Origin of the sequence: Lactobacillus gasseri ATCC 33323 = JCM 1131 (assembly GCF_000014425.1) — a bacterium.
In the GTDB taxonomy this organism is placed as follows: domain Bacteria; phylum Bacillota; class Bacilli; order Lactobacillales; family Lactobacillaceae; genus Lactobacillus; species Lactobacillus gasseri.
In genome coordinates this window covers 1,541,565-1,565,812 of sequence record NC_008530.1, presented here as the reverse complement: position 1 = coordinate 1,565,812, position 24,248 = coordinate 1,541,565, and the positions used below count along the sequence as shown (strand labels likewise).

At 40.4% G+C, this 24,248-nt stretch carries 9 protein-coding genes, 17 tRNA genes and 5 rRNA genes; 28 read left to right on the top strand and 3 right to left on the bottom strand.

What is annotated here, in order from left to right; genetic code table 11:
* Window positions 1–208: 208 nt before the first annotated feature.
* From LGAS_RS07790 to LGAS_RS07685, 22 genes are all read left to right on the top strand, one after another.
* Window positions 209–3,114: ribosomal RNA gene (locus LGAS_RS07790) — 23S ribosomal RNA — on the top strand.
* A gap of 60 nt (window positions 3,115–3,174) precedes the next feature.
* A 5S ribosomal RNA gene (gene rrf, locus LGAS_RS07785) occupies window positions 3,175–3,291 on the top strand.
* 5 nt (window positions 3,292–3,296) lie between these two features.
* Window positions 3,297–3,369, top strand: a tRNA-Val gene (locus tag LGAS_RS07780).
* A 2-nt stretch (window positions 3,370–3,371) separates the two neighbouring features.
* A tRNA-Lys gene (locus LGAS_RS07775) sits at window positions 3,372–3,444 on the top strand.
* A 19-nt stretch (window positions 3,445–3,463) separates the two neighbouring features.
* A tRNA-Leu gene (locus LGAS_RS07770) sits at window positions 3,464–3,548 on the top strand.
* A gap of 1 nt (window position 3,549) precedes the next feature.
* Window positions 3,550–3,622, top strand: a tRNA-Thr gene (locus tag LGAS_RS07765).
* 19 nt (window positions 3,623–3,641) lie between these two features.
* Window positions 3,642–3,713 (top strand) — tRNA-Gly (locus LGAS_RS07760).
* Between the two features lie 12 nt (window positions 3,714–3,725).
* Window positions 3,726–3,811, top strand: a tRNA-Leu gene (locus LGAS_RS07755).
* A gap of 9 nt (window positions 3,812–3,820) precedes the next feature.
* A tRNA-Arg gene (locus tag LGAS_RS07750) sits at window positions 3,821–3,894 on the top strand.
* 5 nt (window positions 3,895–3,899) lie between these two features.
* Window positions 3,900–3,973 (top strand) — tRNA-Pro (locus tag LGAS_RS07745).
* Between the two features lie 28 nt (window positions 3,974–4,001).
* Window positions 4,002–4,075 (top strand) — tRNA-Met (locus tag LGAS_RS07740).
* Between the two features lie 13 nt (window positions 4,076–4,088).
* Window positions 4,089–4,162, top strand: a tRNA-Ile gene (locus tag LGAS_RS07735).
* A gap of 31 nt (window positions 4,163–4,193) precedes the next feature.
* A tRNA-Met gene (locus LGAS_RS07730) sits at window positions 4,194–4,267 on the top strand.
* 3 nt (window positions 4,268–4,270) lie between these two features.
* A tRNA-Asp gene (locus tag LGAS_RS07725) sits at window positions 4,271–4,343 on the top strand.
* Between the two features lie 4 nt (window positions 4,344–4,347).
* Window positions 4,348–4,420 (top strand) — tRNA-Phe (locus LGAS_RS07720).
* A 17-nt stretch (window positions 4,421–4,437) separates the two neighbouring features.
* Window positions 4,438–4,508 (top strand) — tRNA-Gly (locus tag LGAS_RS07715).
* Between the two features lie 12 nt (window positions 4,509–4,520).
* Window positions 4,521–4,594 (top strand) — tRNA-Ile (locus tag LGAS_RS07710).
* A gap of 2 nt (window positions 4,595–4,596) precedes the next feature.
* Window positions 4,597–4,686, top strand: a tRNA-Ser gene (locus LGAS_RS07705).
* A gap of 399 nt (window positions 4,687–5,085) precedes the next feature.
* Window positions 5,086–6,658: ribosomal RNA gene (locus LGAS_RS07700) — 16S ribosomal RNA — on the top strand.
* A 220-nt stretch (window positions 6,659–6,878) separates the two neighbouring features.
* Window positions 6,879–9,784: ribosomal RNA gene (locus LGAS_RS07695) — 23S ribosomal RNA — on the top strand.
* A 60-nt stretch (window positions 9,785–9,844) separates the two neighbouring features.
* Window positions 9,845–9,961, top strand: a 5S ribosomal RNA gene (gene rrf / locus LGAS_RS07690).
* The 16S, 23S and 5S rRNA genes sit together here with 17 tRNA genes alongside, the layout of an rRNA operon.
* Before the next feature lie 13 nt (window positions 9,962–9,974).
* Window positions 9,975–10,047: transfer RNA gene (locus tag LGAS_RS07685), tRNA-Asn, on the top strand.
* A gap of 121 nt (window positions 10,048–10,168) precedes the next feature.
* On the opposite strand, the gene LGAS_RS07680 is transcribed toward LGAS_RS07685, so the two are convergent.
* A complete protein-coding gene (locus LGAS_RS07680) occupies window positions 10,169–11,542 on the bottom strand; it encodes an amino acid permease (protein WP_003657440.1) in 1,374 nt (457 codons plus the stop codon).
* 305 nt (window positions 11,543–11,847) lie between these two features.
* On the opposite strand from LGAS_RS07680, the gene adhE reads away from it, so the two are divergent.
* A complete protein-coding gene (gene adhE, locus LGAS_RS07675; RefSeq protein ID WP_003646814.1) occupies window positions 11,848–14,457 on the top strand; it encodes a bifunctional acetaldehyde-CoA/alcohol dehydrogenase in 2,610 nt (869 codons plus the stop codon).
* A 123-nt stretch (window positions 14,458–14,580) separates the two neighbouring features.
* Here the strand turns inward: adhE and LGAS_RS07670 are convergent, their stop codons facing one another.
* Window positions 14,581–15,006 carry a hypothetical protein gene (locus tag LGAS_RS07670; protein WP_003651033.1) on the bottom strand — a complete coding sequence of 142 codons (426 nt, stop codon included), beginning with the start codon at window positions 15,004–15,006 and terminating at the stop codon, window positions 14,581–14,583.
* 315 nt (window positions 15,007–15,321) lie between these two features.
* Here LGAS_RS07670 and LGAS_RS07665 point away from each other — a divergent pair, with 315 nt between their 5' ends.
* From LGAS_RS07665 to LGAS_RS07650, 4 genes are all read left to right on the top strand, one after another.
* A complete protein-coding gene (locus LGAS_RS07665) occupies window positions 15,322–16,005 on the top strand; it encodes a carboxymuconolactone decarboxylase family protein (RefSeq protein WP_031266075.1) in 684 nt (227 codons plus the stop codon).
* A gap of 109 nt (window positions 16,006–16,114) precedes the next feature.
* Window positions 16,115–18,013: a TerB N- and C- terminal domain-containing protein gene (locus LGAS_RS07660; protein WP_003651031.1), complete on the top strand. Its 1,899-nt coding sequence runs from the start codon at window positions 16,115–16,117 to the stop codon at window positions 18,011–18,013.
* Window positions 18,014–18,017: 4 nt separating this feature from the next.
* A complete protein-coding gene (locus tag LGAS_RS07655; RefSeq protein ID WP_011678966.1) occupies window positions 18,018–19,352 on the top strand; it encodes an ATP-binding protein in 1,335 nt (444 codons plus the stop codon).
* Window positions 19,353–19,360: 8 nt separating this feature from the next.
* Window positions 19,361–21,583: a DEAD/DEAH box helicase gene (locus LGAS_RS07650; protein WP_003646819.1), complete on the top strand. Its 2,223-nt coding sequence runs from the start codon at window positions 19,361–19,363 to the stop codon at window positions 21,581–21,583.
* 50 nt (window positions 21,584–21,633) lie between these two features.
* Here the strand turns inward: LGAS_RS07650 and galE are convergent, their stop codons facing one another.
* On the bottom strand, window positions 21,634–22,626 hold the full coding sequence (gene galE / locus LGAS_RS07645; RefSeq protein ID WP_003646820.1) for a UDP-glucose 4-epimerase GalE: 993 nt from the start codon (window positions 22,624–22,626) through the stop codon (window positions 21,634–21,636).
* Window positions 22,627–22,859: 233 nt separating this feature from the next.
* Between galE and LGAS_RS07640 the strand changes: the two genes are divergently transcribed.
* Window positions 22,860–24,191 carry an FAD-containing oxidoreductase gene (locus LGAS_RS07640; RefSeq protein ID WP_003646821.1) on the top strand — a complete coding sequence of 444 codons (1,332 nt, stop codon included), beginning with the start codon at window positions 22,860–22,862 and terminating at the stop codon, window positions 24,189–24,191.
* Window positions 24,192–24,248 lie beyond the last annotated feature (57 nt).

The window sequence follows — 24,248 nt, the reverse complement described above, 5'->3', positions numbered from 1 at the left end:
AAAGATGATGGAGAGTGCGAGAGCACTAAAGAGAAGTCATCGAGAAAGCCAAGCGGAAGCACACTGAGAAACTTTGTTTAGTTTTGAGGGTAATACCTCAGAGAGCTAGTACATTGAAAACTGAATATAATCTAAAGCAAAAAACCGAGACAATCGAAAAAACAGATTGAAGAGCGACCGAGAAGAGAGAGAAACTCAACTTGAAATAGGTCAAGTAGAAAAGGGCGCATGGTGAATGCCTAGGCACTAGAAGCCGATGAAGGACGTGACGAACCACGAAAGGCTTCGGGGAGCAGTAAGTAAGCAATGATCCGGAGATATCCGAATGGGGGAACCCAATACCGGGAGGTATTATCAAGAGCTGTTAAGGCTGTTGAAGGAAGACGCAGTGAACTGAAACATCTAAGTAGCTGCAGGAAGAGAAAGAAAAATCGATTTCCCAAGTAGCGGCGAGCGAACAGGAAAGAGCCCAAACCAGCTGGCTTGCCAGTTGGGGTAGTAGGACTGCAGGAAAGCACTTGAAGCGATAGCAGAATTATCTGGAAAGATAAGCCAGAGAGGGTGAGAGCCCCGTAAGCGAAATTGCAGAGAGACTTAGCAGGATCCTGAGTAGGTCGGGACACGAGGAATCCCGATTGAAACCGCGAGGACCATCTCGCAAGGCTAAATACTAACTAGTGACCGATAGTGAACCAGTACCGTGAGGGAAAGGTGAAAAGAACCCCGGAAGGGGAGTGAAAGAGAACCTGAAACCGTGTGCCTACAAGTAGTCAAAGCACATTAAAGTGTAATGGCGTGCCTTTTGTAGAATGAACCGGCGAGTTACGTTATGGTGCAAGGTTAAGTCAGAAAAGACGGAGCCGGAGCGAAAGCGAGTCTGAAGAGGGCGAGAGAGTATCATGACGTAGACCCGAAACCAAGTGACCTACCCATGACCAGGTTGAAGGCGTGGTAAAACACGCTGGAGGACCGAACCCACGTGAGTTAAAAATCGCGGGGATGAGTTGTGGGTAGCGGTGAAATTCCAAACGAACTTGGAGATAGCTGGTTCTCTCCGAAATAGCTTTAGGGCTAGCCTCGTGTGAATGATAATGGAGGTAGAGCGCTGTTTGGACTAGGGGCCCGTCAGGGGTTACTGAATCCAGATAAACTCCGAATGCCAGATATCAATGCACGGGAGTCAGACTGCGAGTGATAAGATCCGTAGTCGAAAGGGAAACAGCCCAGATCACCAGTTAAGGTCCCCAAATCTATGCTAAGTGGAAAAGGATGTGGAGTTGCGTAGACAACTAGGATGTTGGCTTAGAAGCAGCCACCATTTAAAGAGTGCGTAATAGCTCACTAGTCGAGTGACGCTGCGCCGAAAATGTACCGGGGCTAAGCATAGTACCGAAACTGTGGATGCATATCAAAGGATATGCGTGGTAGGAGAGCGTTCTAAGTGCGGAGAAGTTAGATCGAGAGGACTAATGGAGCGCTTAGAAGTGAGAATGCCGGTATGAGTAGCGAAAGATAGGTGAGAATCCTATCCGCCGAAAGACTAAGGTTTCCTGGGGCAGGCTCGTCCGCCCAGGGTAAGTCGGGACCTAAGGTAAGGCCGAGAGGCGTAGCCGATGGACAACAGGTAGAGATTCCTGTACTGAAATTGTTCGATATGAGCAAAGGAGGGACGCAGGAGGCTAATGACGCATGTTGCTGGAAATACATGTGCAAGCAGTAAGAAGAAAGATGAGTCAAATGCTTGTCTAAAGAAATCAAGCTGTGATGCGGAGCGAAATTAAAGTAGCGAAGGTCATGATGTCACACTGCCAAGAAAAGCTTCTAGCCAGAGCAATTTTACCCGTACCGCAAACCGACACAGGTAGTCGAGTGGAGAACACTCAGGTGAGCGAGAGAACTCTCGTTAAGGAACTCGGCAAAATGACCCCGTAACTTCGGGAGAAGGGGTGCTGATGGTAAAAGATCAGCCGCAGTGAATAGGCCCAAACAACTGTTTATCAAAAACACAGGTATCTGCAAAATCGTAAGATGACGTATAGGTGCTGACACCTGCCCGGTGCTGGAAGGTTAAGAGGAGAGCTTAGCGCAAGCGAAGGTTTGAATTGAAGCCCCAGTAAACGGCGGCCGTAACTATAACGGTCCTAAGGTAGCGAAATTCCTTGTCGGGTAAGTTCCGACCTGCACGAAAGGTGTAATGATTTGGGCACTGTCTCAACGAGAGACTCGGTGAAATTATAATACCCGTGAAGATGCGGGTTACCCGCGACAGGACGGAAAGACCCCATGGAGCTTTACTGTAGCTTGATATTGAGTATTTGTTAAACATGTACAGGATAGGTAGGAGCCAGAGAAAGTAGGACGCTAGTCTTACTGGAGGCAATGTTGGGATACTACCCTTGTTTGATGGATCCTCTAACTCGCAGAGCTGAGCGTTCTGGAGGACAGTGTCAGGTGGGCAGTTTGACTGGGGCGGTCGCCTCCTAAAATGTAACGGAGGCGCCCAAAGGTTCCCTCAGAATGGTTGGAAATCATTCGCAGAGTGTAAAGGTATAAGGGAGCTTGACTGCGAGAGGTACACCTCGAGCAGGGACGAAAGTCGGGCTTAGTGATCTGGTGGTACTGCATGGAAAGGCCATCACTCAACGGATAAAAGCTACCCTGGGGATAACAGGCTTATCTCCCCCAAGAGTTCACATCGACGGGGAGGTTTGGCACCTCGATGTCGGCTCGTCGCATCCTGGGGCTGAAGTCGGTCCCAAGGGTTGGGCTGTTCGCCCATTAAAGCGGCACGCGAGCTGGGTTCAGAACGTCGTGAGACAGTTCGGTCCCTATCCGTCGTGGGCGTAGGAAATTTGAGAGGAGCTGTCCTTAGTACGAGAGGACCGGGATGGACATACCGCTGGTGTACCAGTTGTCTTGCCAAAGGCATCGCTGGGTAGCTATGTATGGAAGGGATAAGCGCTGAAAGCATCTAAGTGCGAAGCCCCCCTCAAGATGAGATTTCCGATGCGTAAGCAGTAAGACACCTTAAAGACGATGAGGTAGATAGGCTAGGAGTGGAAGCATAGCGATATGTGGAGCGGACTAGTACTAATCAGTCGAGCACTTGACCAAAGCTCAAAGGTTTAGAGCGGAAGATTATATTCAGTTTTGAGTGTAAAAGCTCAGAAAGAGTACGGTGGCGATGGCAAGAAGGATACACCTGTTCCCATGCCGAACACAGAAGTTAAGCTTCTTAACGCCGAGAGTAGTTGGTGGGAAACTGCCTGCGAGGGTAGGCAGTCGCCGTGCTAAATGGAGGATTAGCTCAGCTGGGAGAGCATCTGCCTTACAAGCAGGAGGTCACAGGTTCGAGCCCTGTATCCTCCATTGAGTCGTTAGCTCAGTTGGTAGAGCATCTGACTTTTAATCAGAGGGTCGGCAGTTCGAGCCTGCCACGACTCATTGGCCCAGAAAAACTCAAGCGGGTGTGGCGGAATTGGCAGACGCGCTAGATTTAGGTTCTAGTGTTTTCGGACGTGTGGGTTCAAGTCCCACCACCCGTACCATGCCGATTTAGCTCAGTTGGTAGAGCATCTGTCTTGTAAACAGGGGGTCGAAGGTTCGAGTCCTTTAATCGGCATAAAAATTGAATAAAAAATGCGGAAGTAGTTCAGTGGTAGAACATCACCTTGCCATGGTGGGGGTCGCGGGTTCGAATCCCGTCTTCCGCTTATCATTATCATGCCGGGGTGGCGGAACTGGCAGACGCACGGGACTTAAAATCCCGCGGTTGGTGACAACCGTACCGGTTCGATTCCGGTCCTCGGCATATAATGATGCACCCTTAGCGCAACTGGATAGAGTGTCTGACTACGAATCAGAAGGTTGAAGGTTCAAATCCTTCAGGGTGCACACTTCGGGAAGTGGCTCAGTTTGGTAGAGCACCTGGTTTGGGACCAGGGGGTCGCAGGTTCGAATCCTGTCTTCCCGATTGTAGCTTAAAAAGGAAGTTACAGGATGGCGGTGTAGCTCAGCTGGCTAGAGCGTCCGGTTCATACCCGGGAGGTCGAGGGTTCGATCCCCCCCGCCGCTATAGAGGTAAGCTTGGACCTTTAGCTCAGTTGGTTAGAGCAGACGGCTCATAACCGTCGGGTCGTAGGTTCGAGTCCTACAAGGTCCATAGGATCTTGGCTTTTTTTATATAAAAAAATCGCGGGATGGAGCAGTCTGGTAGCTCGTCGGGCTCATAACCCGAAGGTCATAGGTTCAAATCCTGTTCCCGCAATATGGTCCCTTGGTGTAGGGGTTATCACGCCTCCCTGTCACGGAGGAGATCACCGGTCCGAATCCGGTAGGGACCGTAATGGCTCGATAGCTCAGTTGGTAGAGCAAAGGATTGAAGCTCCTTGTGTCGGCGGTTCGATTCCGTCTCGCGCCATTAGGAAGCAAGAAGTTGCGGGTATAGTTTAGTGGTAAAACGAAAGCCTTCCAAGCTTTAGTCGCGAGTCCGATTCTCGTTACCCGCTTCAAAGGGAAAGGGGCCTATAGCTCAGCTGGTTAGAGCGCACGCCTGATAAGCGTGAGGTCGATGGTTCAAGTCCATTTAGGCCCATTGGAGATTTACTCAAGTGGCTGAAGAGGCGCCCCTGCTAAGGGTGTAGGTCGGTTTATACCGGCGCGAGGGTTCGAATCTCTCAATCTCCGCTTTGCAGATGTGCTTCATTTTTTTTAATGGAGCATTTTATTTTCCTTTGATTTAAAGTCTGTAAAGTAATACATGCTGTTTGAGGCAAGCGCGAAGCAGAGGCAGGAAGCCAAGCAAAGAGCTTGTCAAGGGAGCAGAAAGATGATAATATTATAAAGCTGTCATTTGAGAAAGATGAGGGGCAAGAAAAATAACTTGTCAAAGCTCAAGAGACATGATATAATATAAAAGTTGTCACACGGCAACGGTAGTACCTTGAAAACTGAACAAAGTTTCGCTGAAAGTGTGCGGGATATAAAAAATCCCAAACAAAAGCGAAGTCAATTCACAAGCAATAAATTTGAGATAACTCAAAGAAAGTTTTAGAGCTAAACGATAAAAAGCTCATTTTCAAGAAGGAAAATGAGAGTTTGATCCTGGCTCAGGACGAACGCTGGCGGCGTGCCTAATACATGCAAGTCGAGCGAGCTTGCCTAGATGAATTTGGTGCTTGCACCAGATGAAACTAGATACAAGCGAGCGGCGGACGGGTGAGTAACACGTGGGTAACCTGCCCAAGAGACTGGGATAACACCTGGAAACAGATGCTAATACCGGATAACAACACTAGACGCATGTCTAGAGTTTAAAAGATGGTTCTGCTATCACTCTTGGATGGACCTGCGGTGCATTAGCTAGTTGGTAAGGTAACGGCTTACCAAGGCAATGATGCATAGCCGAGTTGAGAGACTGATCGGCCACATTGGGACTGAGACACGGCCCAAACTCCTACGGGAGGCAGCAGTAGGGAATCTTCCACAATGGACGCAAGTCTGATGGAGCAACGCCGCGTGAGTGAAGAAGGGTTTCGGCTCGTAAAGCTCTGTTGGTAGTGAAGAAAGATAGAGGTAGTAACTGGCCTTTATTTGACGGTAATTACTTAGAAAGTCACGGCTAACTACGTGCCAGCAGCCGCGGTAATACGTAGGTGGCAAGCGTTGTCCGGATTTATTGGGCGTAAAGCGAGTGCAGGCGGTTCAATAAGTCTGATGTGAAAGCCTTCGGCTCAACCGGAGAATTGCATCAGAAACTGTTGAACTTGAGTGCAGAAGAGGAGAGTGGAACTCCATGTGTAGCGGTGGAATGCGTAGATATATGGAAGAACACCAGTGGCGAAGGCGGCTCTCTGGTCTGCAACTGACGCTGAGGCTCGAAAGCATGGGTAGCGAACAGGATTAGATACCCTGGTAGTCCATGCCGTAAACGATGAGTGCTAAGTGTTGGGAGGTTTCCGCCTCTCAGTGCTGCAGCTAACGCATTAAGCACTCCGCCTGGGGAGTACGACCGCAAGGTTGAAACTCAAAGGAATTGACGGGGGCCCGCACAAGCGGTGGAGCATGTGGTTTAATTCGAAGCAACGCGAAGAACCTTACCAGGTCTTGACATCCAGTGCAAACCTAAGAGATTAGGTGTTCCCTTCGGGGACGCTGAGACAGGTGGTGCATGGCTGTCGTCAGCTCGTGTCGTGAGATGTTGGGTTAAGTCCCGCAACGAGCGCAACCCTTGTCATTAGTTGCCATCATTAAGTTGGGCACTCTAATGAGACTGCCGGTGACAAACCGGAGGAAGGTGGGGATGACGTCAAGTCATCATGCCCCTTATGACCTGGGCTACACACGTGCTACAATGGACGGTACAACGAGAAGCGAACCTGCGAAGGCAAGCGGATCTCTGAAAGCCGTTCTCAGTTCGGACTGTAGGCTGCAACTCGCCTACACGAAGCTGGAATCGCTAGTAATCGCGGATCAGCACGCCGCGGTGAATACGTTCCCGGGCCTTGTACACACCGCCCGTCACACCATGAGAGTCTGTAACACCCAAAGCCGGTGGGATAACCTTTATAGGAGTCAGCCGTCTAAGGTAGGACAGATGATTAGGGTGAAGTCGTAACAAGGTAGCCGTAGGAGAACCTGCGGCTGGATCACCTCCTTTCTAAGGAAGGCGAAAGATGATGGAGAGTGCGAGAGCACTAAAGAGAAGTCATCGAGAAAGCCAAGCGGAAGCACACTGAGAAACTTTGTTTAGTTTTGAGGGTAATACCTCAGAGAGCTAGTACATTGAAAACTGAATATAATCTAAAGCAAAAAACCGAGACAATCGAAAAAACAGATTGAAGAGCGACCGAGAAGAGAGAGAAACTCAACTTGAAATAGGTCAAGTAGAAAAGGGCGCATGGTGAATGCCTAGGCACTAGAAGCCGATGAAGGACGTGACGAACCACGAAAGGCTTCGGGGAGCAGTAAGTAAGCAATGATCCGGAGATATCCGAATGGGGGAACCCAATACCGGGAGGTATTATCAAGAGCTGTTAAGGCTGTTGAAGGAAGACGCAGTGAACTGAAACATCTAAGTAGCTGCAGGAAGAGAAAGAAAAATCGATTTCCCAAGTAGCGGCGAGCGAACAGGAAAGAGCCCAAACCAGCTGGCTTGCCAGTTGGGGTAGTAGGACTGCAGGAAAGCACTTGAAGCGATAGCAGAATTATCTGGAAAGATAAGCCAGAGAGGGTGAGAGCCCCGTAAGCGAAATTGCAGAGAGACTTAGCAGGATCCTGAGTAGGTCGGGACACGAGGAATCCCGATTGAAACCGCGAGGACCATCTCGCAAGGCTAAATACTAACTAGTGACCGATAGTGAACCAGTACCGTGAGGGAAAGGTGAAAAGAACCCCGGAAGGGGAGTGAAAGAGAACCTGAAACCGTGTGCCTACAAGTAGTCAAAGCACATTAAAGTGTAATGGCGTGCCTTTTGTAGAATGAACCGGCGAGTTACGTTATGGTGCAAGGTTAAGTCAGAAAAGACGGAGCCGGAGCGAAAGCGAGTCTGAAGAGGGCGAGAGAGTATCATGACGTAGACCCGAAACCAAGTGACCTACCCATGACCAGGTTGAAGGCGTGGTAAAACACGCTGGAGGACCGAACCCACGTGAGTTAAAAATCGCGGGGATGAGTTGTGGGTAGCGGTGAAATTCCAAACGAACTTGGAGATAGCTGGTTCTCTCCGAAATAGCTTTAGGGCTAGCCTCGTGTGAATGATAATGGAGGTAGAGCGCTGTTTGGACTAGGGGCCCGTCAGGGGTTACTGAATCCAGATAAACTCCGAATGCCAGATATCAATGCACGGGAGTCAGACTGCGAGTGATAAGATCCGTAGTCGAAAGGGAAACAGCCCAGATCACCAGTTAAGGTCCCCAAATCTATGCTAAGTGGAAAAGGATGTGGAGTTGCGTAGACAACTAGGATGTTGGCTTAGAAGCAGCCACCATTTAAAGAGTGCGTAATAGCTCACTAGTCGAGTGACGCTGCGCCGAAAATGTACCGGGGCTAAGCATAGTACCGAAACTGTGGATGCATATCAAAGGATATGCGTGGTAGGAGAGCGTTCTAAGTGCGGAGAAGTTAGATCGAGAGGACTAATGGAGCGCTTAGAAGTGAGAATGCCGGTATGAGTAGCGAAAGATAGGTGAGAATCCTATCCGCCGAAAGACTAAGGTTTCCTGGGGCAGGCTCGTCCGCCCAGGGTAAGTCGGGACCTAAGGTAAGGCCGAGAGGCGTAGCCGATGGACAACAGGTAGAGATTCCTGTACTGAAATTGTTCGATATGAGCAAAGGAGGGACGCAGGAGGCTAATGACGCATGTTGCTGGAAATACATGTGCAAGCAGTAAGAAGAAAGATGAGTCAAATGCTTGTCTAAAGAAATCAAGCTGTGATGCGGAGCGAAATTAAAGTAGCGAAGGTCATGATGTCACACTGCCAAGAAAAGCTTCTAGCCAGAGCAATTTTACCCGTACCGCAAACCGACACAGGTAGTCGAGTGGAGAACACTCAGGTGAGCGAGAGAACTCTCGTTAAGGAACTCGGCAAAATGACCCCGTAACTTCGGGAGAAGGGGTGCTGATGGTAAAAGATCAGCCGCAGTGAATAGGCCCAAACAACTGTTTATCAAAAACACAGGTATCTGCAAAATCGTAAGATGACGTATAGGTGCTGACACCTGCCCGGTGCTGGAAGGTTAAGAGGAGAGCTTAGCGCAAGCGAAGGTTTGAATTGAAGCCCCAGTAAACGGCGGCCGTAACTATAACGGTCCTAAGGTAGCGAAATTCCTTGTCGGGTAAGTTCCGACCTGCACGAAAGGTGTAATGATTTGGGCACTGTCTCAACGAGAGACTCGGTGAAATTATAATACCCGTGAAGATGCGGGTTACCCGCGACAGGACGGAAAGACCCCATGGAGCTTTACTGTAGCTTGATATTGAGTATTTGTTAAACATGTACAGGATAGGTAGGAGCCAGAGAAAGTAGGACGCTAGTCTTACTGGAGGCAATGTTGGGATACTACCCTTGTTTGATGGATCCTCTAACTCGCAGAGCTGAGCGTTCTGGAGGACAGTGTCAGGTGGGCAGTTTGACTGGGGCGGTCGCCTCCTAAAATGTAACGGAGGCGCCCAAAGGTTCCCTCAGAATGGTTGGAAATCATTCGCAGAGTGTAAAGGTATAAGGGAGCTTGACTGCGAGAGGTACACCTCGAGCAGGGACGAAAGTCGGGCTTAGTGATCTGGTGGTACTGCATGGAAAGGCCATCACTCAACGGATAAAAGCTACCCTGGGGATAACAGGCTTATCTCCCCCAAGAGTTCACATCGACGGGGAGGTTTGGCACCTCGATGTCGGCTCGTCGCATCCTGGGGCTGAAGTCGGTCCCAAGGGTTGGGCTGTTCGCCCATTAAAGCGGCACGCGAGCTGGGTTCAGAACGTCGTGAGACAGTTCGGTCCCTATCCGTCGTGGGCGTAGGAAATTTGAGAGGAGCTGTCCTTAGTACGAGAGGACCGGGATGGACATACCGCTGGTGTACCAGTTGTCTTGCCAAAGGCATCGCTGGGTAGCTATGTATGGAAGGGATAAGCGCTGAAAGCATCTAAGTGCGAAGCCCCCCTCAAGATGAGATTTCCGATGCGTAAGCAGTAAGACACCTTAAAGACGATGAGGTAGATAGGCTAGGAGTGGAAGCATAGCGATATGTGGAGCGGACTAGTACTAATCAGTCGAGCACTTGACCAAAGCTCAAAGGTTTAGAGCGGAAGATTATATTCAGTTTTGAGTGTAAAAGCTCAGAAAGAGTACGGTGGCGATGGCAAGAAGGATACACCTGTTCCCATGCCGAACACAGAAGTTAAGCTTCTTAACGCCGAGAGTAGTTGGTGGGAAACTGCCTGCGAGGGTAGGCAGTCGCCGTGCTCTTTTTTAATATTCCGGCTTAGCTCAGTTGGTAGAGCACCTGACTGTTAATCAGGTTGTCGTCAGTTCGAGTCTGACAGCCGGAGTAAGGTAAAGCGAAGAAATAAAAGAGGGAGAATGGAGAAATAACTTCATTCTCCTTTTTTGTTGGTTAGGTTTAATTAGTATATAAAAAAGTCTCTAGAGTTAGCTAGAGACTGTAAAGAATTAATTCATTTTTTTCTGTATAAAGTGAGTTATACATACGAGTACTACAAAAATTATGCCTGCACTAATCATTGGAATACGATAATTTGGAAAAATTAAAAGAATGATAATCATAGCAAGAAAGAAAGTTAATACTGCCACATCAGATAAAGGATATAAGGGCATTTTGAATGTTGGTAATTCATTTTCTGGTGTCTTCTTTCGATAAGTCATATGGGTAATGATCATGATTGACCAAATTACTAAAAACATGCTGGTCGCTGTAGCAGAAATGAAAGTAAAGGTATCTTTTAAAAAGAAATTCAAAAGTGGTGCTAAAGCGATTAAAATTGTTGAAAATATTAATGCATTTTTAGGTAATTGTCGCCGATCTAGTTTTCCTAAATGCTTACTTAATTTAGTTTTACCCTTGTAATTTATTGAAAATAATAACCGCCCTGCACTATAGATAAAACTATTGGTTGATGAAATAGCTGCACTTATTACAACAAAGTTAATTATTGAGCCAGCATTTTTGATACCAGTAGCACCTAATGCTTGAACAAAAGGTGAACTAGACGTGGACACCTTATCCCAAGGGATAGCTAATAAGATACTTAAAATTGCTAAGACGTAGAATAAAATGATTCTAATTGGTAATTGATCAATTGCTCGAGTAATTGTTTTTTTAGGCTCTTTGGCTTCTGCAGCTGTTAATCCAATTAACTCAACTCCGATAAAACTGAAGATAACCATTTGGAAACCTAGTAAAAAACCTTTGGGACCTTTAGCGAAAATTCCGCCATCAATAACCATATTCTGCCAGCTTACGTGTCCGTATTTTGTTGCAGAGTTTGTGATTAATAAATAAAAAACTAGAATAACAAACGCAATAATTGTTACGATTTTAATAATTGCAAAGCTAAATTCTAAGTTACCGAATACTCGAGCTGAAATTAGGTTAATAGATAGTAAAACCAATAAAGTAATCAATCCTGGAATCCAGCTTTGCAAATTTGGCCACCAATATTGAAAGTAAATACCTAAAGCGGTAATTTCTGCCATAGCTAACGTCAGCCAACTAAACCAATATAAATATCCAGTTGTTGTACCAATACTTTTTCCTAGGTATTCTGTAATAAAATCGATATAGGTATTTTTCTTAATATCAGAAAGTATCAATTCTCCTAGTGCTCTCATTAAAAGAAAAAGGAAGAAACCAACTAGGCAATAAATAAAAATTACTGCTGGCCCTGCTAGTTCAATACTGTTTCCGACTCCTAGAAAAAGCCCAGTTCCAATTGTTCCCCCTAATGCAATTAGTTGGATATGGGTATTTGTTAAACTACGCTTCATAGTTTTAATCTCAGATGTTTCTGAGTTGTTTTTTGACATTAAGATGTAAAACTCCTTTCATAGTTTATTAAAATTTTAACATAAAAATCTATGACAATAGTTAAAACGTATAGGTTTTAATATTTTTTATAAGATTGTAAATCAAAGTTATATTGTGAAATATTTTTCAATATTATCAAAAATGTAAACGATATCATTACTTAAAACAGCTATTTCTTACTTTTTATCATATTGTGAATTTGTAAAAGAGTGCACAAAGTCATTTACAAATGTCTAAGATAGGCGCTATACTGTCATTGTTCATAAAAATATGCCTAGATTTCCGAGTAGGAGGCCCAATTTAGATGGTGCAAGATAAAAAGGCTACAAAAGAAGAAAAAACAATTGATGTAAATAAAATGATTGATGGTTATGTTGAAAAAGCTCACGTTGCTTTAGATGAGATGGCCGATTTCGATCAAGAACAAGTTGACAAAATATGTGAGGCTATTGCAAGTGCTGGAGAGCAAAATAGTTACCTTCTTGCAAAAATGGCAGTTGAGGAAACTGGTCGTGGTGTAGTAGAAGACAAAACGATCAAGAACATGTTCGCTAGTGAAAATATTTGGAACAGTCTTCGCCACGAGAAAACTGTAGGTGTTATTGAAGAAGATAAGGAAAAGCAATTAGTCAAAATTGCTGAACCTAAGGGTGTAATTGCTGGAGTAACTCCAGTTACTAACCCAACTTCAACTGTAATTTTTAAGGCAATGCTTGCTTTGAAGACTAGAAATGCTATTATTTTTGGCTTCCACCCACAAGCACAGAAGAGCTGTGTAAAAACTGGTGAAATTATTCGTGAGGCTGCAGTTAAGGCAGGTGCACCTAAAGATGCCATTCAATGGATTGAATATCCAAGTCTTGAAGCAACTAGTGCTTTAATGAATCATCCAAATGTTCAAACTATTTTAGCTACTGGTGGTCCCGGAATGGTTAAAGCAGCTTATTCATCTGGTAAGCCTGCTATTGGTGTTGGTCCTGGTAATGGTCCATCCTATATTGAAAAGACTGCTAATATTCCAGAGTCTGTTTATGACATTGTTTTGTCTAAAACCTTTGATAATGGAATGATTTGTTCATCTGAAAATTCTGTAGTAGTTGATGAAGAAATTTACAACAAGGTAAAAGATGAATTTAAGTCTTGGAACTGCTACTTCTTGAAACCAGATGAAATCAAAAAATTTGAAGAAAAGTTTATCGATCCTAGAAGAGGAACAGTTGCTGGTCCAGTTGCAGGACGTTCAGCTTATCAAATTGCTAAGTTATGTGGCGTAGATGTTCCAGAAGATACCAAAGTAATCATTGCTGAATATAAGGGGGTAGGTAAAAAGTATCCTTTATCAGCTGAAAAACTTTCACCAGTATTTACTATGTACAAGGCTAAGGATCATGAAGATGCTTATAAGATTTGTACTGATCTTCTAAACTATGGTGGTCGTGGACATACTGCTGGAGTTCACTCACAAGATGAAAAAGTTATTGATGACTTTTCAATGAAAATGGATGCATGTCGTATCTTAGTAAACTCTCCTGCTTCAGTTGGTGGGGTCGGTGATTTATACAATAATATGCTTCCTTCTCTTACTTTGGGAACTGGTTCATACGGAGCAAATACTTTCTCACATAATATTGGTGCTAGAGACTTGCTTAATATTAAGACCGTTGCAAAGCGTCGCGATAATATGCAGTGGATTAAAGTACCAAAGAAGACGTATTTTGAACATAATGCTGCAAATTACTTAAAGCATATGCCAGATGTTGAAAGATTTTTCATTGTGACTGATGAAGGCGTAGCAAGTAAGTACATTAATGAAATTACCGATATCATTAGTCAACGTCGTGGAAAGAAGAGCTATGAAGTCTTTCAAGCAGTAACTAAAGATCCAGATACTACTATAATTGCTGATGGTGTTCACAGAATGAATATCTTTAAACCAGATGTAGTTATTGCTGTTGGTGGTGGTTCGGTAATGGATGCTGCTAAAGCAATGCGCTTATTCTATGAAAATCCAGATATGAGTTTTGCTGATGCTTATTCAAAATTTTTGGACATTAGAAAAAGAACAGTAAGGTTTCCAAAATATAATGCCATCCAATTAGTATGTATTCCAACTACTTCAGGCACTGGCTCAGAAGTGTCACCATTTTCTATTATTAAAGATACTGTAACTGGCATTAAACATACTCTTTGTGACTATTCTTTAAATCCTGATGTTGCAATTGTTGACGATCAATTCGTAGAAACAATGCCTAAAGAATTGATTGCACGTTCTGGTTTTGAAGCATTGGCTCACGCAGTAGAAAGTTATGTTTCTACAATGGCTACTGACTTTACTCGTGGCTGGTCAATGGAAGCTATTAAGTTGATTTTTGAAAACTTGGAAAAATCATATAATGGTGATCAAAGTGCAAGAAGTAGAATGCATAATGCAGCTACTTTAGCTGGAATGGCATATGCTAATGCCTTCTTAGGAGTAGGACATGCAATTGCTCATACTGAATCATCTGAATTTGGTATTCCAAGTGGCTTGAGTGATGCAATCGCTATGCCATACGTAATTAGATTTAATTCTAAGAAACCAAGAAAACTTGCTATGCGTCCACACTATTCAACTTTTAGAGCTGATAAGGATTATGCTGCAATTGCTCGTAGCTTAGGCTTAAAGGGTAACACTGATCAAGAGTTAGTGGATTCCTTAATTAAGAAAATTGTCGAATTAGGTCACGGTGTAGGACTGAACCTTAGTCTTAAAGCTAATGGAGTTAGCGAAGCTGATTTCAATAATAAAGTTGACGCTATGGCTGTTGAGGCTTATGGAGATCAAAATGTCGTAACTAATCCTTCCGCTTTGTTGATTAGTGAAATTAAAGACTTAATGAAAGAAACTTATAAGGGAAAGGGTATTGAAGCCTAGTTTATCTCTATTCCAATATCTCATTTAAATGTCAATATGAATTCGCATATAAAAAGGAGAAGCAATTTTGCCTCTCCTTTTTTGATGTGTATGTAAATTAATAGATTACCGTTTAGAACTTAATTAGTTTAATTTACCAGCCTTTTTTAAGATGTCTTGAGCCTTTTCAAGATAGTGGTGTTCAGTTCTAAAGGCATCAATATCTCCGCCATTAAAGTCGTTTAACTTAGCAAGCTTATCATCTAATTCATTGAAATCTTTCTTTAAGTCGTTGATAACAGGTTCTTCTTCTTGTTCGTAGACGTAGTGATTTTTGGTTGAATCTTTAGGACCTTCACCTTTGAATTGTTCCATCTTATCTTCATCTTTATCGACTTTTCTTGCGTGCCTAAGAATTGATTTAATATCCTTAATTGTTTCGTGTTGAGCGGTGCGATGTTTTTTATCATCAATACTATCTTCAATCTTTGTTAAGTGACTTTCTGCATCTGAAATCTTTTTAGCAATTCTATCTAATGCTTTAAGTTCTCTTTTTGCATAATCTGTCATAGCAGTGTACCTCATAAAATCAAATCTATTAACTTAATCATCTTTAATATAAAAGCTAACTACTGTGACTTCAAGAATAAGATGTTATTTTATTGAATAAGCGTATATGTTTGAAATACCTAATATCAACATAAAATTAATAGCAATTAGTTTAGTATATTATTTTGAACGTTACTATATTTGTTATTTTTTATTCTATACTTTGATAGCATATTTCTACATAGAAAGAAAGTAATTTTCAATCTATCTGGCTCTCTTTATAATAGAAAACATAAGAAAGAGGCGTGAGTTAATGTTTAGAGAAGATAAAAAAATATTCATGAAAAAGTTTTAAAAGAAAATGATCCAGAAGCATGGGAGCGAATTAGTCATTTTACTTTCGAAGAAGTTCAAGATGATGTAGATTTATCAAATAAAACAAAATTAATTTCTAATTTAGCTTATTTATTAGGGATGCAGGGCTTAGAAGAATATCGTTTGATGTTACCTGTAGCTTTAGATAATGGTGTAAGTCCAGTTGAAGTAAAAGAGGTTGTTTATCAAGCAGTTGATTATTTAGGCTTAGGGCGTGTAATGCCATTTTTTAAAGTAACTAATACTATTTTGCTTGCTCGCGGAGAAAAGTTACCTTTGCCAAAACAAGCTACAACAATGATGGAGGATAGGCTTGAAAAAGGCGAGGAAACTCAGATGAGATTGTTTGGTCCTCAAATGAAAGACTTTGCTAAAAAGGGGACTATTAATAAGTGGTTAGTGGATAATTGTTTCGGTGATTATTACACGAGAAAAGGTCTTAGTGACAAAGAACGCGAAATGATTACGTTCTGTTACTTAGCTGTTCAGGGCGTTTGTGAACCACAATTATTAGCTCATGCTAAGACAAATGTTGGCTTAGGAAATGATCAACAGTTTTTAACAAAAATAGTTTTAGCTAATGTACCATTTATTGGCTATCCACGTAGCCTAAATGCAATTAATGTTATTAATCAAGTAAAATAATTTCTTTCTTGGCACTGAAATTGAATGATTTCGGTGCCTTTTTTGCTGCAAGTTTATGGATCGACCAAGTAAAATATAGTAGAATATACGTTCGAAAGGAGCTGAGGCCATGAATATTGATGAACTCTTGAGCTATGCTATTAGACACTTTGGAAAGAATAGTATTAGTGAACTTAATGATAATTCTAATTTAGTTGCTTTTAGTTCACCGATTACTAAAAATTGGTTTGCTCTTTTAGATTTAGATCCTAAAAATAAGAAATTAAATATCAATTGTGGCGATTTCGCAACGACCATTAGAGATTTACCGGGGTTCTCAGCTGCTTCTTTGATAAGAGATAACAAGTGGGTAGAAGTTAGTTTGCTTTTAAGCGAACAAAAGATAAAACAATCTTTAGAGTATGCTTTCAAAGTAGTGCTCATGTCAAATAAGGTACCTAATCCTGAAAAATTAATCTATATACCTGATGCGAATACGGATAAAGCGAATCAACAAGATGTTTATCATGAACAAAAAATAAATTTTAATAATTGGAAAAAAGCTAATGACAATAATAATCCTAAGCAAAAAGCTGATTCTAATGAAGCAAAAACTGATTTAAATTTTGAAAACACAGCATCTGTTCCCGAACAAATTCAAAAAATGATTAAGTCATATCGTTATGATTTGGCAGGTTCGGTCCGCAAAGAACAGAATTTTTATTTGCAAGGTAAATTAATGGCTACTTATGAAGATAATTATCAAAAGAAGCAGTCATTTTTGCGTTATTATCCGACTTACCATGAATTAACTGTTGGACAAGCACGGACTTATTTTGCTTGGCGCACTAAGGTTAGGAATAATATTTATGAGAAGGTATCTAATTCATATGCTTATATTTATTTATATGAGTTATTAAATGGAATAGGCGTAGAGAATGTTCAAGACGGGTTAGATAAGTTAATCAATTTTAATAAAAATTATGCTCAAATTTTTTCCAAAGAAATGGCAGCATATCTTGATAGATGGATTCGCGACTATATTATTTTTTATAATATTAATGAAAAAAGAAATGAATTTTTTCAGAAAGAGCAGGAGAAGGATAAAAAATATGAGCATTTGTTGTATCCAAATCAATTTTCTGATCATGAAGTTGCAGAAAGCTTAATAAATTTATCTAATTATAAAATTGAAAACTGTCCTTTATATAAAAAGAATCCAGAAAAATTTGAACATTTATTAGTTTTAGTTTGGCAGCAAATCTTAGATTTACGTCAAGATGGTTTTGATTTTTTGACTAATTATATTACTTATAAAAATCAGATGACGGTGCAGTTATTTTCCGCTGCTGTGTTCAACCATAAATTAATACCTAAGACAGTTAATTTTGAAATTGATCAAATTAGAAAGTATTTTTATGATAAAGAAAAAGCTTCGTGGTATTGTGAGTCTTATTGGGGATTAGCAGGTCAAAAAAGTATTGTTGGAAATTTACTGCACGAAGTTGATCGTGAAGTTAGGAAAAACTTTAATTTAGGGCGAAACTTAAAGCCTAGAAAAATTGAAAAGCATTATCTTCAGGCTATAAAAGATGGAATTAAGAAGTACAAAATTGAAGAATATAAATTAAAACAACCAAAGATTGAAATTAATTTAGCGCATTTGTCTACCATCAGAGAGGATGCCGCTGGTACAAGGGATAGTTTATTAACTGAGGAAGAATTACGAGCTGAAAAGGAAGAAAAGCAACTTGAAGAAATTACTGAAAAAGATAGGGACGAGGATTTTGAAGATTATGGTCTAAGTCGAGAAGAATTGCATACTATCAAGATGCTCTTAAAAGGTGAAAATCCTGCTCAATATCTTAAAGAAAAGCATCTAATGACAGCAGTTGTGATCGACAATATAAATGAAAGACTTTTTGATGAAATCGGTGATAATGTAATCGAATTTGTCAATGATGTACCAGCAATAATTGAAGACTATCAAGAAGATATAGAAGACATGTTTTTGAAAGGAAAAAATTAGAAAGATGGCTATTAATAAAAAAAGAAAAGTACCTAAGAGAATAGCTCAAACTATATTAAATTCTTTAAAAGGAGGAGTAGTTCCAAGAATTGGCTTACCCTATATTACGGTTGGAAGAAAAGCTGAGATTGAAGCTTTGCTGCATGATGTAGAGTTAATTGAAAATGGTGGCGCATCTTTTAGGTTTATTGTTGGTCGATATGGGTCTGGAAAAAGTTTTTTGCTTCAAACAATTAGAAATTATGTAATGGATAAGAATTTTGTCGTAGTTGATGGAGATTTATCACCTGAAAGACGTCTGCAAGGTGGAAAAGGACAAGGATTAGCTACCTATCGTGAGTTGATTCAAAATCTTTCTACTAAGACTAGACCAGAAGGTGGAGCCTTAACTTTAATTCTTGATCGCTGGATTAATTCAGTTCAAATGCAAGTTGCCACAGACACTAATTTAAATGCAGATGACCCAGCTTTTGAAGAAGCAGTTAATAAAAAGATCTATGCGGTAATTTCTAGTCTTTCTGAATTAGTGCATGGTTTTGATTTTGCTAAATTGCTCAAAATGTATTATCAAGCCTATATTAATAATGATGAAGAAACTAAAGCTAAAGTTATTAAATGGTTTAGGGGAGAATATGAAAATAAGACTCAAGCTAAAAAAGAGCTAGGGGTAGATATTGTAATCTCGGATGATGATTGGTATGAGTACCTTAAGTTATTTGCTTCATTCTTTAGACAGGCTGGATATGCTGGTTTAATGATTATGATTGATGAATTAGTTAATATTTATAAAATTCCGAATAGTATCAGCCGGCAGTACAATTATGAAAAGATACTAACAATGTATAATGATGCTTTACAAGGAAAATCAAAGTATTTGGGAATTATTATGTGTGGTACGCCTCAAGCTGTTGAAGACAAGAGACGAGGCGTATATTCTTACGAGGCTTTACGTTCACGTCTTGCTAGCGGAAAATTTTCAGAAGCTGGTAATAGGGACATGTATGCTCCTGTTATCAAACTTGATCCTCTTACTCCTGAAGAAATGCTAGTTTTAGCTGAAAAATTGGCAGACATGCACGCTCATTTATATGGATATGAAAGAACAATTACAGAGGATGACTTAGAAAAATTTATTAAAATTGAATATTCACGTGTGGGTGCTTCTTCCAATATTACGCCACGTGAGATTATTCGTGATTTTATTGAATTATTAGATATTGTTTGGCAAAATCCTAAGACTAATATTGAGCAGCTACTTAATTCTGATAAGTTTTCTTATACTGAGTCAGAGGCTGTTTCTGATGAAAAGTCTGATAATTTTGCTGAGTTTAGAATTTAAGTGAAAAAATGGATATTTTTACACGTTTTGCTCCTTTTATTCAGGACTATATTTATGAACATAATTGGAAAAATTTACGATCAATTCAAGTTGGGGCAGCAGAAACTATTTTTAATAGTCAAGATAATGTCTTGCTAGCTGCTTCGACAGCGTCTGGTAAGACTGAAGCGGCTTTTTTTCCAATTTTGACGGATCTATATGAAAATCCTTCCAGCTCTGTTGGTGTTCTGTATATTTCACCACTAAAGGCACTAATAAATGACCAATATGAACGATTAACGGATCTTTGCCAAGATGTTGATATCCCAATTTGGCGTTGGCATGGTGAAGTAGCTCAAACCCAAAAAAGGAAACTGCTTAAGCATCCATCGGGAATTCTACAAATCACTCCAGAATCTTTAGAATCGTTGATGATTAACAAGCATATGGATATTCCTAATTTGTTTCATGATTTAAGATATGTAGTCATTGACGAACTTCATTCTTTTTTACGATCAGATCGAGGAGGACAAACTTTTTGTTTGATTGAGAGATTATCGAAAATGGCTGGAGTTGATCCAAGGCGAATCGGACTTTCTGCAACGATTGGTGATACTGAATCTGCTGCTAGATTTTTAGGAGCAGGGTCGAAACGTAGAACTACGGTTCCTAAGACAGAAAGTGGGGGTCAAGTTTGGCGATTATCGATGGAGCATTTTTATGATAATGGACCACAAGCTGATAGTAGTGGCTTTGACCCAGCTCAGCCAGTTTTAGATGAGAAAAGTGATCAGGCACCTCAAATGGCTGATCCATCGATGGCTTATATTTTTGAACATACGCGTGGAAAGAAATGTTTGGTTTTTACTAATAGTCGAGAAGAATGCGAAGCAGTATGTCAAATTTTAAGACAGTATTGTGAAATAAATCATGAGCCAGACCGTTTTTTAATTCATCATGGTAATTTGTCAGCTGCATATCGCCAAACTGCAGAAGCTGAAATGAAAAACGAAGATTCATTAATGACAACTTGTGCAACCGCAACGCTTGAATTAGGTATTGATATTGGAAAATTAGAGCGTGCCTTTCAAGTTGATGCTCCTTTTACAGTCTCTGGTTTTTTACAAAGGATGGGTAGAACTGGACGCAGGGGAAATCCAGCAGAAATGTGGTTTGTGATGCGGGAGTCCCATCCTGAGTCTCGTGCGATGCTGCCGGAAATTATCCCTTGGTCATTACTCCAAGGAATTGCTTTAGTTCAGCTATATTTAGAAGAAAAATGGGTGGAACCGCCAGAACCCAACAGACTACCATATAGTTTGCTGTATCATCAAACTATGTCAACTTTAGCATCAAGCGGGGAAATGACTCCAGCTGAACTGGCATCTCGAGTATTAACGCTCCATTATTTCCATAACGTTAGTCAAAATGATTATCGAGTTCTATTACGTTATTTGATCAAAGAAGATCATATTCAACAAACCGAAAATGGTGGTTTGATTATTGGATTAACTGGAGAGCGAGTAATAAACAATTTTAAGTTTTATGCTGTTTTCCAAGAAAATGAAGAATATTCTGTTAAATCTGATTCTGAAGAATTGGGAACAATTGTTAAGCCACCTCCAGTTGGAGATAAGATTGCAATTGCTGGCCGTGTTTGGGTAGTAGAGGATGTAGATCGAAAACGACATCAAGTTTATTGCTATCCTGTTAAAGGACGAATTCCAGCTTATTTCGGGGATGTAGCAGGAGACATTCAACCTAAGATTTTACAGAGAATGAGGAAAATCTTAGGCGAAAAAACGCAATATCCATACTTAATGAAGCATGCTGTAGCGCGTTTAAAAGAAGTGCGGGATACAGCACAAACTTCAAGGATGCTAGAGAGTAATTTAATTAATCTTGGTGGAAAAATGTGGTGTCTTTTTCCTTGGACTGGTACTTATGCGTTTTTAGCATTAGAAAGATTAATTAAGATAAAATGTGCTAAACGCCTTGGCTTAAGAGGTTTTAATTCTAGTCGACCATATTTTATGCAATTTGCGATGGATGTAGGTAAGGATGAATTTTTAGAAATTCTGAAAGAAGAAGCAAATAAAGACTTCGATCCATTGGAATTAGTTTATCCGAAAGAAGTTCCTGTTTTTGATAAATATGATGAGTATTTACCAGATGAATTAGTAAGAAAAGAATTTGCGCAAAGTATTTTGGATATTAAAGAAATGAAAGAGTGTGTCAATAAATTGAGATAAAAAAATAACCATTCAGTTATCAGTTAACTGAATGGTTATTTTTATTACCTTTACTTATCTTCGTAACCCTTTGGGTGGCTCTTGTGCCAGTTCCAAGCAGTTGCGATTACATCGTCAACATTTTCATGCTTTGGCTTCCAGCCTAAGACTTTACGAGCCTTGCTTGAGTCAGCAACTAAGGAATCAGGATCTCCACCTCTTCTTGGTCCAATAGTGTAAGGAATGTCAATGCCAGTAACTTTCTTAGCAGCTTCAAGGATTTCTAAGTTTGAGTAACCTTGAGCAGTACCTAAGTTAAAGACATCAGACTTGTTAGTTTCCATTACATGCTTAAGTGCTAAGATGTGAGCGTCAATTAAGTCTTCAACTTGAACATAGTCGCGGACATTAGTACCGTCTTTAGTGTCATAGTCGTCACCAAAAATAGTGAAATTGCCATCACCAGAAATAGCACTCTTTAAGATGTTTGGAATTAAGTGAGTTTCAGGACCATGGTCTTCACCAATTGAACCATCGCTTGAAGCGCCAGCCACATTAAAGTAGCGCAGAGCAATTGACTTAATGCCGTCAGCCTTGTCAGCCCAGTGCATAATCTTTTCCATCATCATCTTAGTTTCACCGTATGGATTGATTGGATCAAGCGGTGTATCTTCAGTAATTGGCAATGTCTTTGGAATGCCATAAGTTGCAGCAGAAGATGAGAATACTAAGTACTTAACTTTAGCGTCGTCCATTGCTTGCAGAAGAGAAATCATACCTGAAACGTTATTGTCGTAGTACTTCAATGGTTTCTTAACTGATTCAGGAACTAATGAGTAAGCGGCGAAGTGCATTACAGCATCAATGTTTTCATCACGTAAGATCTTGCTTACTAAATTAGTATCTTCAATATCGCCTTGGTAAAACTTAGCTTTCTTGTCAACAGCCTTTCTGTGGCCAGTGTAGAGAGAATCAAGGACAACGACATCGTTACCTTCTTCAATTAACTTTCTAACAGCGTGAGAGCCGATATAACCGGCCCCACCGATAACTAATACTCGCATTAACTAGTTACTCCTTTTTTATTAAATAATAACCGAATCAAGTTAATTTTATCACAATAACTTATTTTGAAAATTCTGTTTTAAAAATTTATGTGGTGTCACTATGATTCTTTATTTTTTCTTTGATGTTGGATAATTACAAAAAATTATAAGCAAAAATAGTGCAATTTTATATTATATGTTTAAAATAATAGTTAAAGAAGTAAGCTTATAAAAAGTAAGAGGATAAAATTATGAAAACAATCAAAAACATTATCATTGGTTTTGGTAAAGGTGGGAAAACTTTAGCTAAGTTTTTAGCTCAAAAGAGTGAAGAAGTATTAGTAATTGAAAAATCTAATAAGATGTACGGTGGGACTTGCATTAACATCGCCTGCTTACCGTCAAAAAGGTTAATTATTGAAGCCGCTAATGGTGTTTCATATGTGGATGCAGTGAGTGGAAAAAATGAAATGACTGCACAATTGCGGAATAAAAATTACCATATGTTAGCAGATGAACAAACGGTGACAGTTTTAGATGGTGAAGCTCATTTTATTGCAGATCATGAAATTGAAGTAGTTTTAACTAATGGTAAAAAAGAGCAATTTAAGGGTGAGCGTATTTTTATTAATACTGGAGCTGTTCCAGTAATGTTACCAATTCCTGGTTTAAAAGAAAGTAAGTATATTCTTGACTCTACTCAAGCAATGGATGAAAAGAAGATGCCAGAAAATTTAACAATTATTGGAGCCGGTTATATTGGGTTAGAATTTGCAAGTATGTTTGCAAAATACGGCAGTAAAGTAACAGTGCTTGATCATAGCAGAGAATTTTTAAGTAGAGAAGATGACGATATTAGCCAATTAGTTAAAAAGGACTTAGAAGATGCAGGAGTTCATTTTGAACTTGGAGCTGATATTGAAGAAATTATTGATGAAGAAAATGAAGCAAAAGTTCGTTATCAAATAAACGGTCAAGAAAAAGAAATTAGCGCAAATCGGATTTTAGCTGCAACGGGAAGAAAGCCGAATATTGAAAATCTCGGTTTGGAAAATACTTCTATTGAAATAACAGATCGCGGTGCAATTAAAGTAGATGATTTTTTAAGAACAACAGTTGATAATGTATGGGCAATTGGAGATGTTAAGGGTGGTCTTCAATTTACTTATATTTCTTTGGATGATTTTAGAATTATTAAAGATCAATTATTTGGTACTGGCGCACGGATGATCAGTGATCGTAAAGTGGTCCCTTATAGTGTCTTTATTTCACCTGCTTTGTCTCAAGTTGGTTTAAATGAAAAGCAAGCACGCAATCAAAATAAAGAATATAAATTATTTAAGTTGCCAGTTGCAGCCATTCCAAAGGCAAAAGTTGCTAAAGATAGTAGAGGTTTATTTAAGGCATTAGTTGATCCTGAAACTGAAGAAATCTTAGGTGCAACTTTATATGGAATTGAATCTTATGAGTTAATTAACCTGATTTCTTTAGCAATGAAGGCTCATCTTTCCTATACTGTTTTAAGAGATCAAATTTATACCCATCCAACTATGTCAGAAGCTTTTAATGATTTATTTAAGTAGATAGTCAAATCGTCATAAGGTTTCACAACTTACTTTTATAACAAGGATAGATACAGA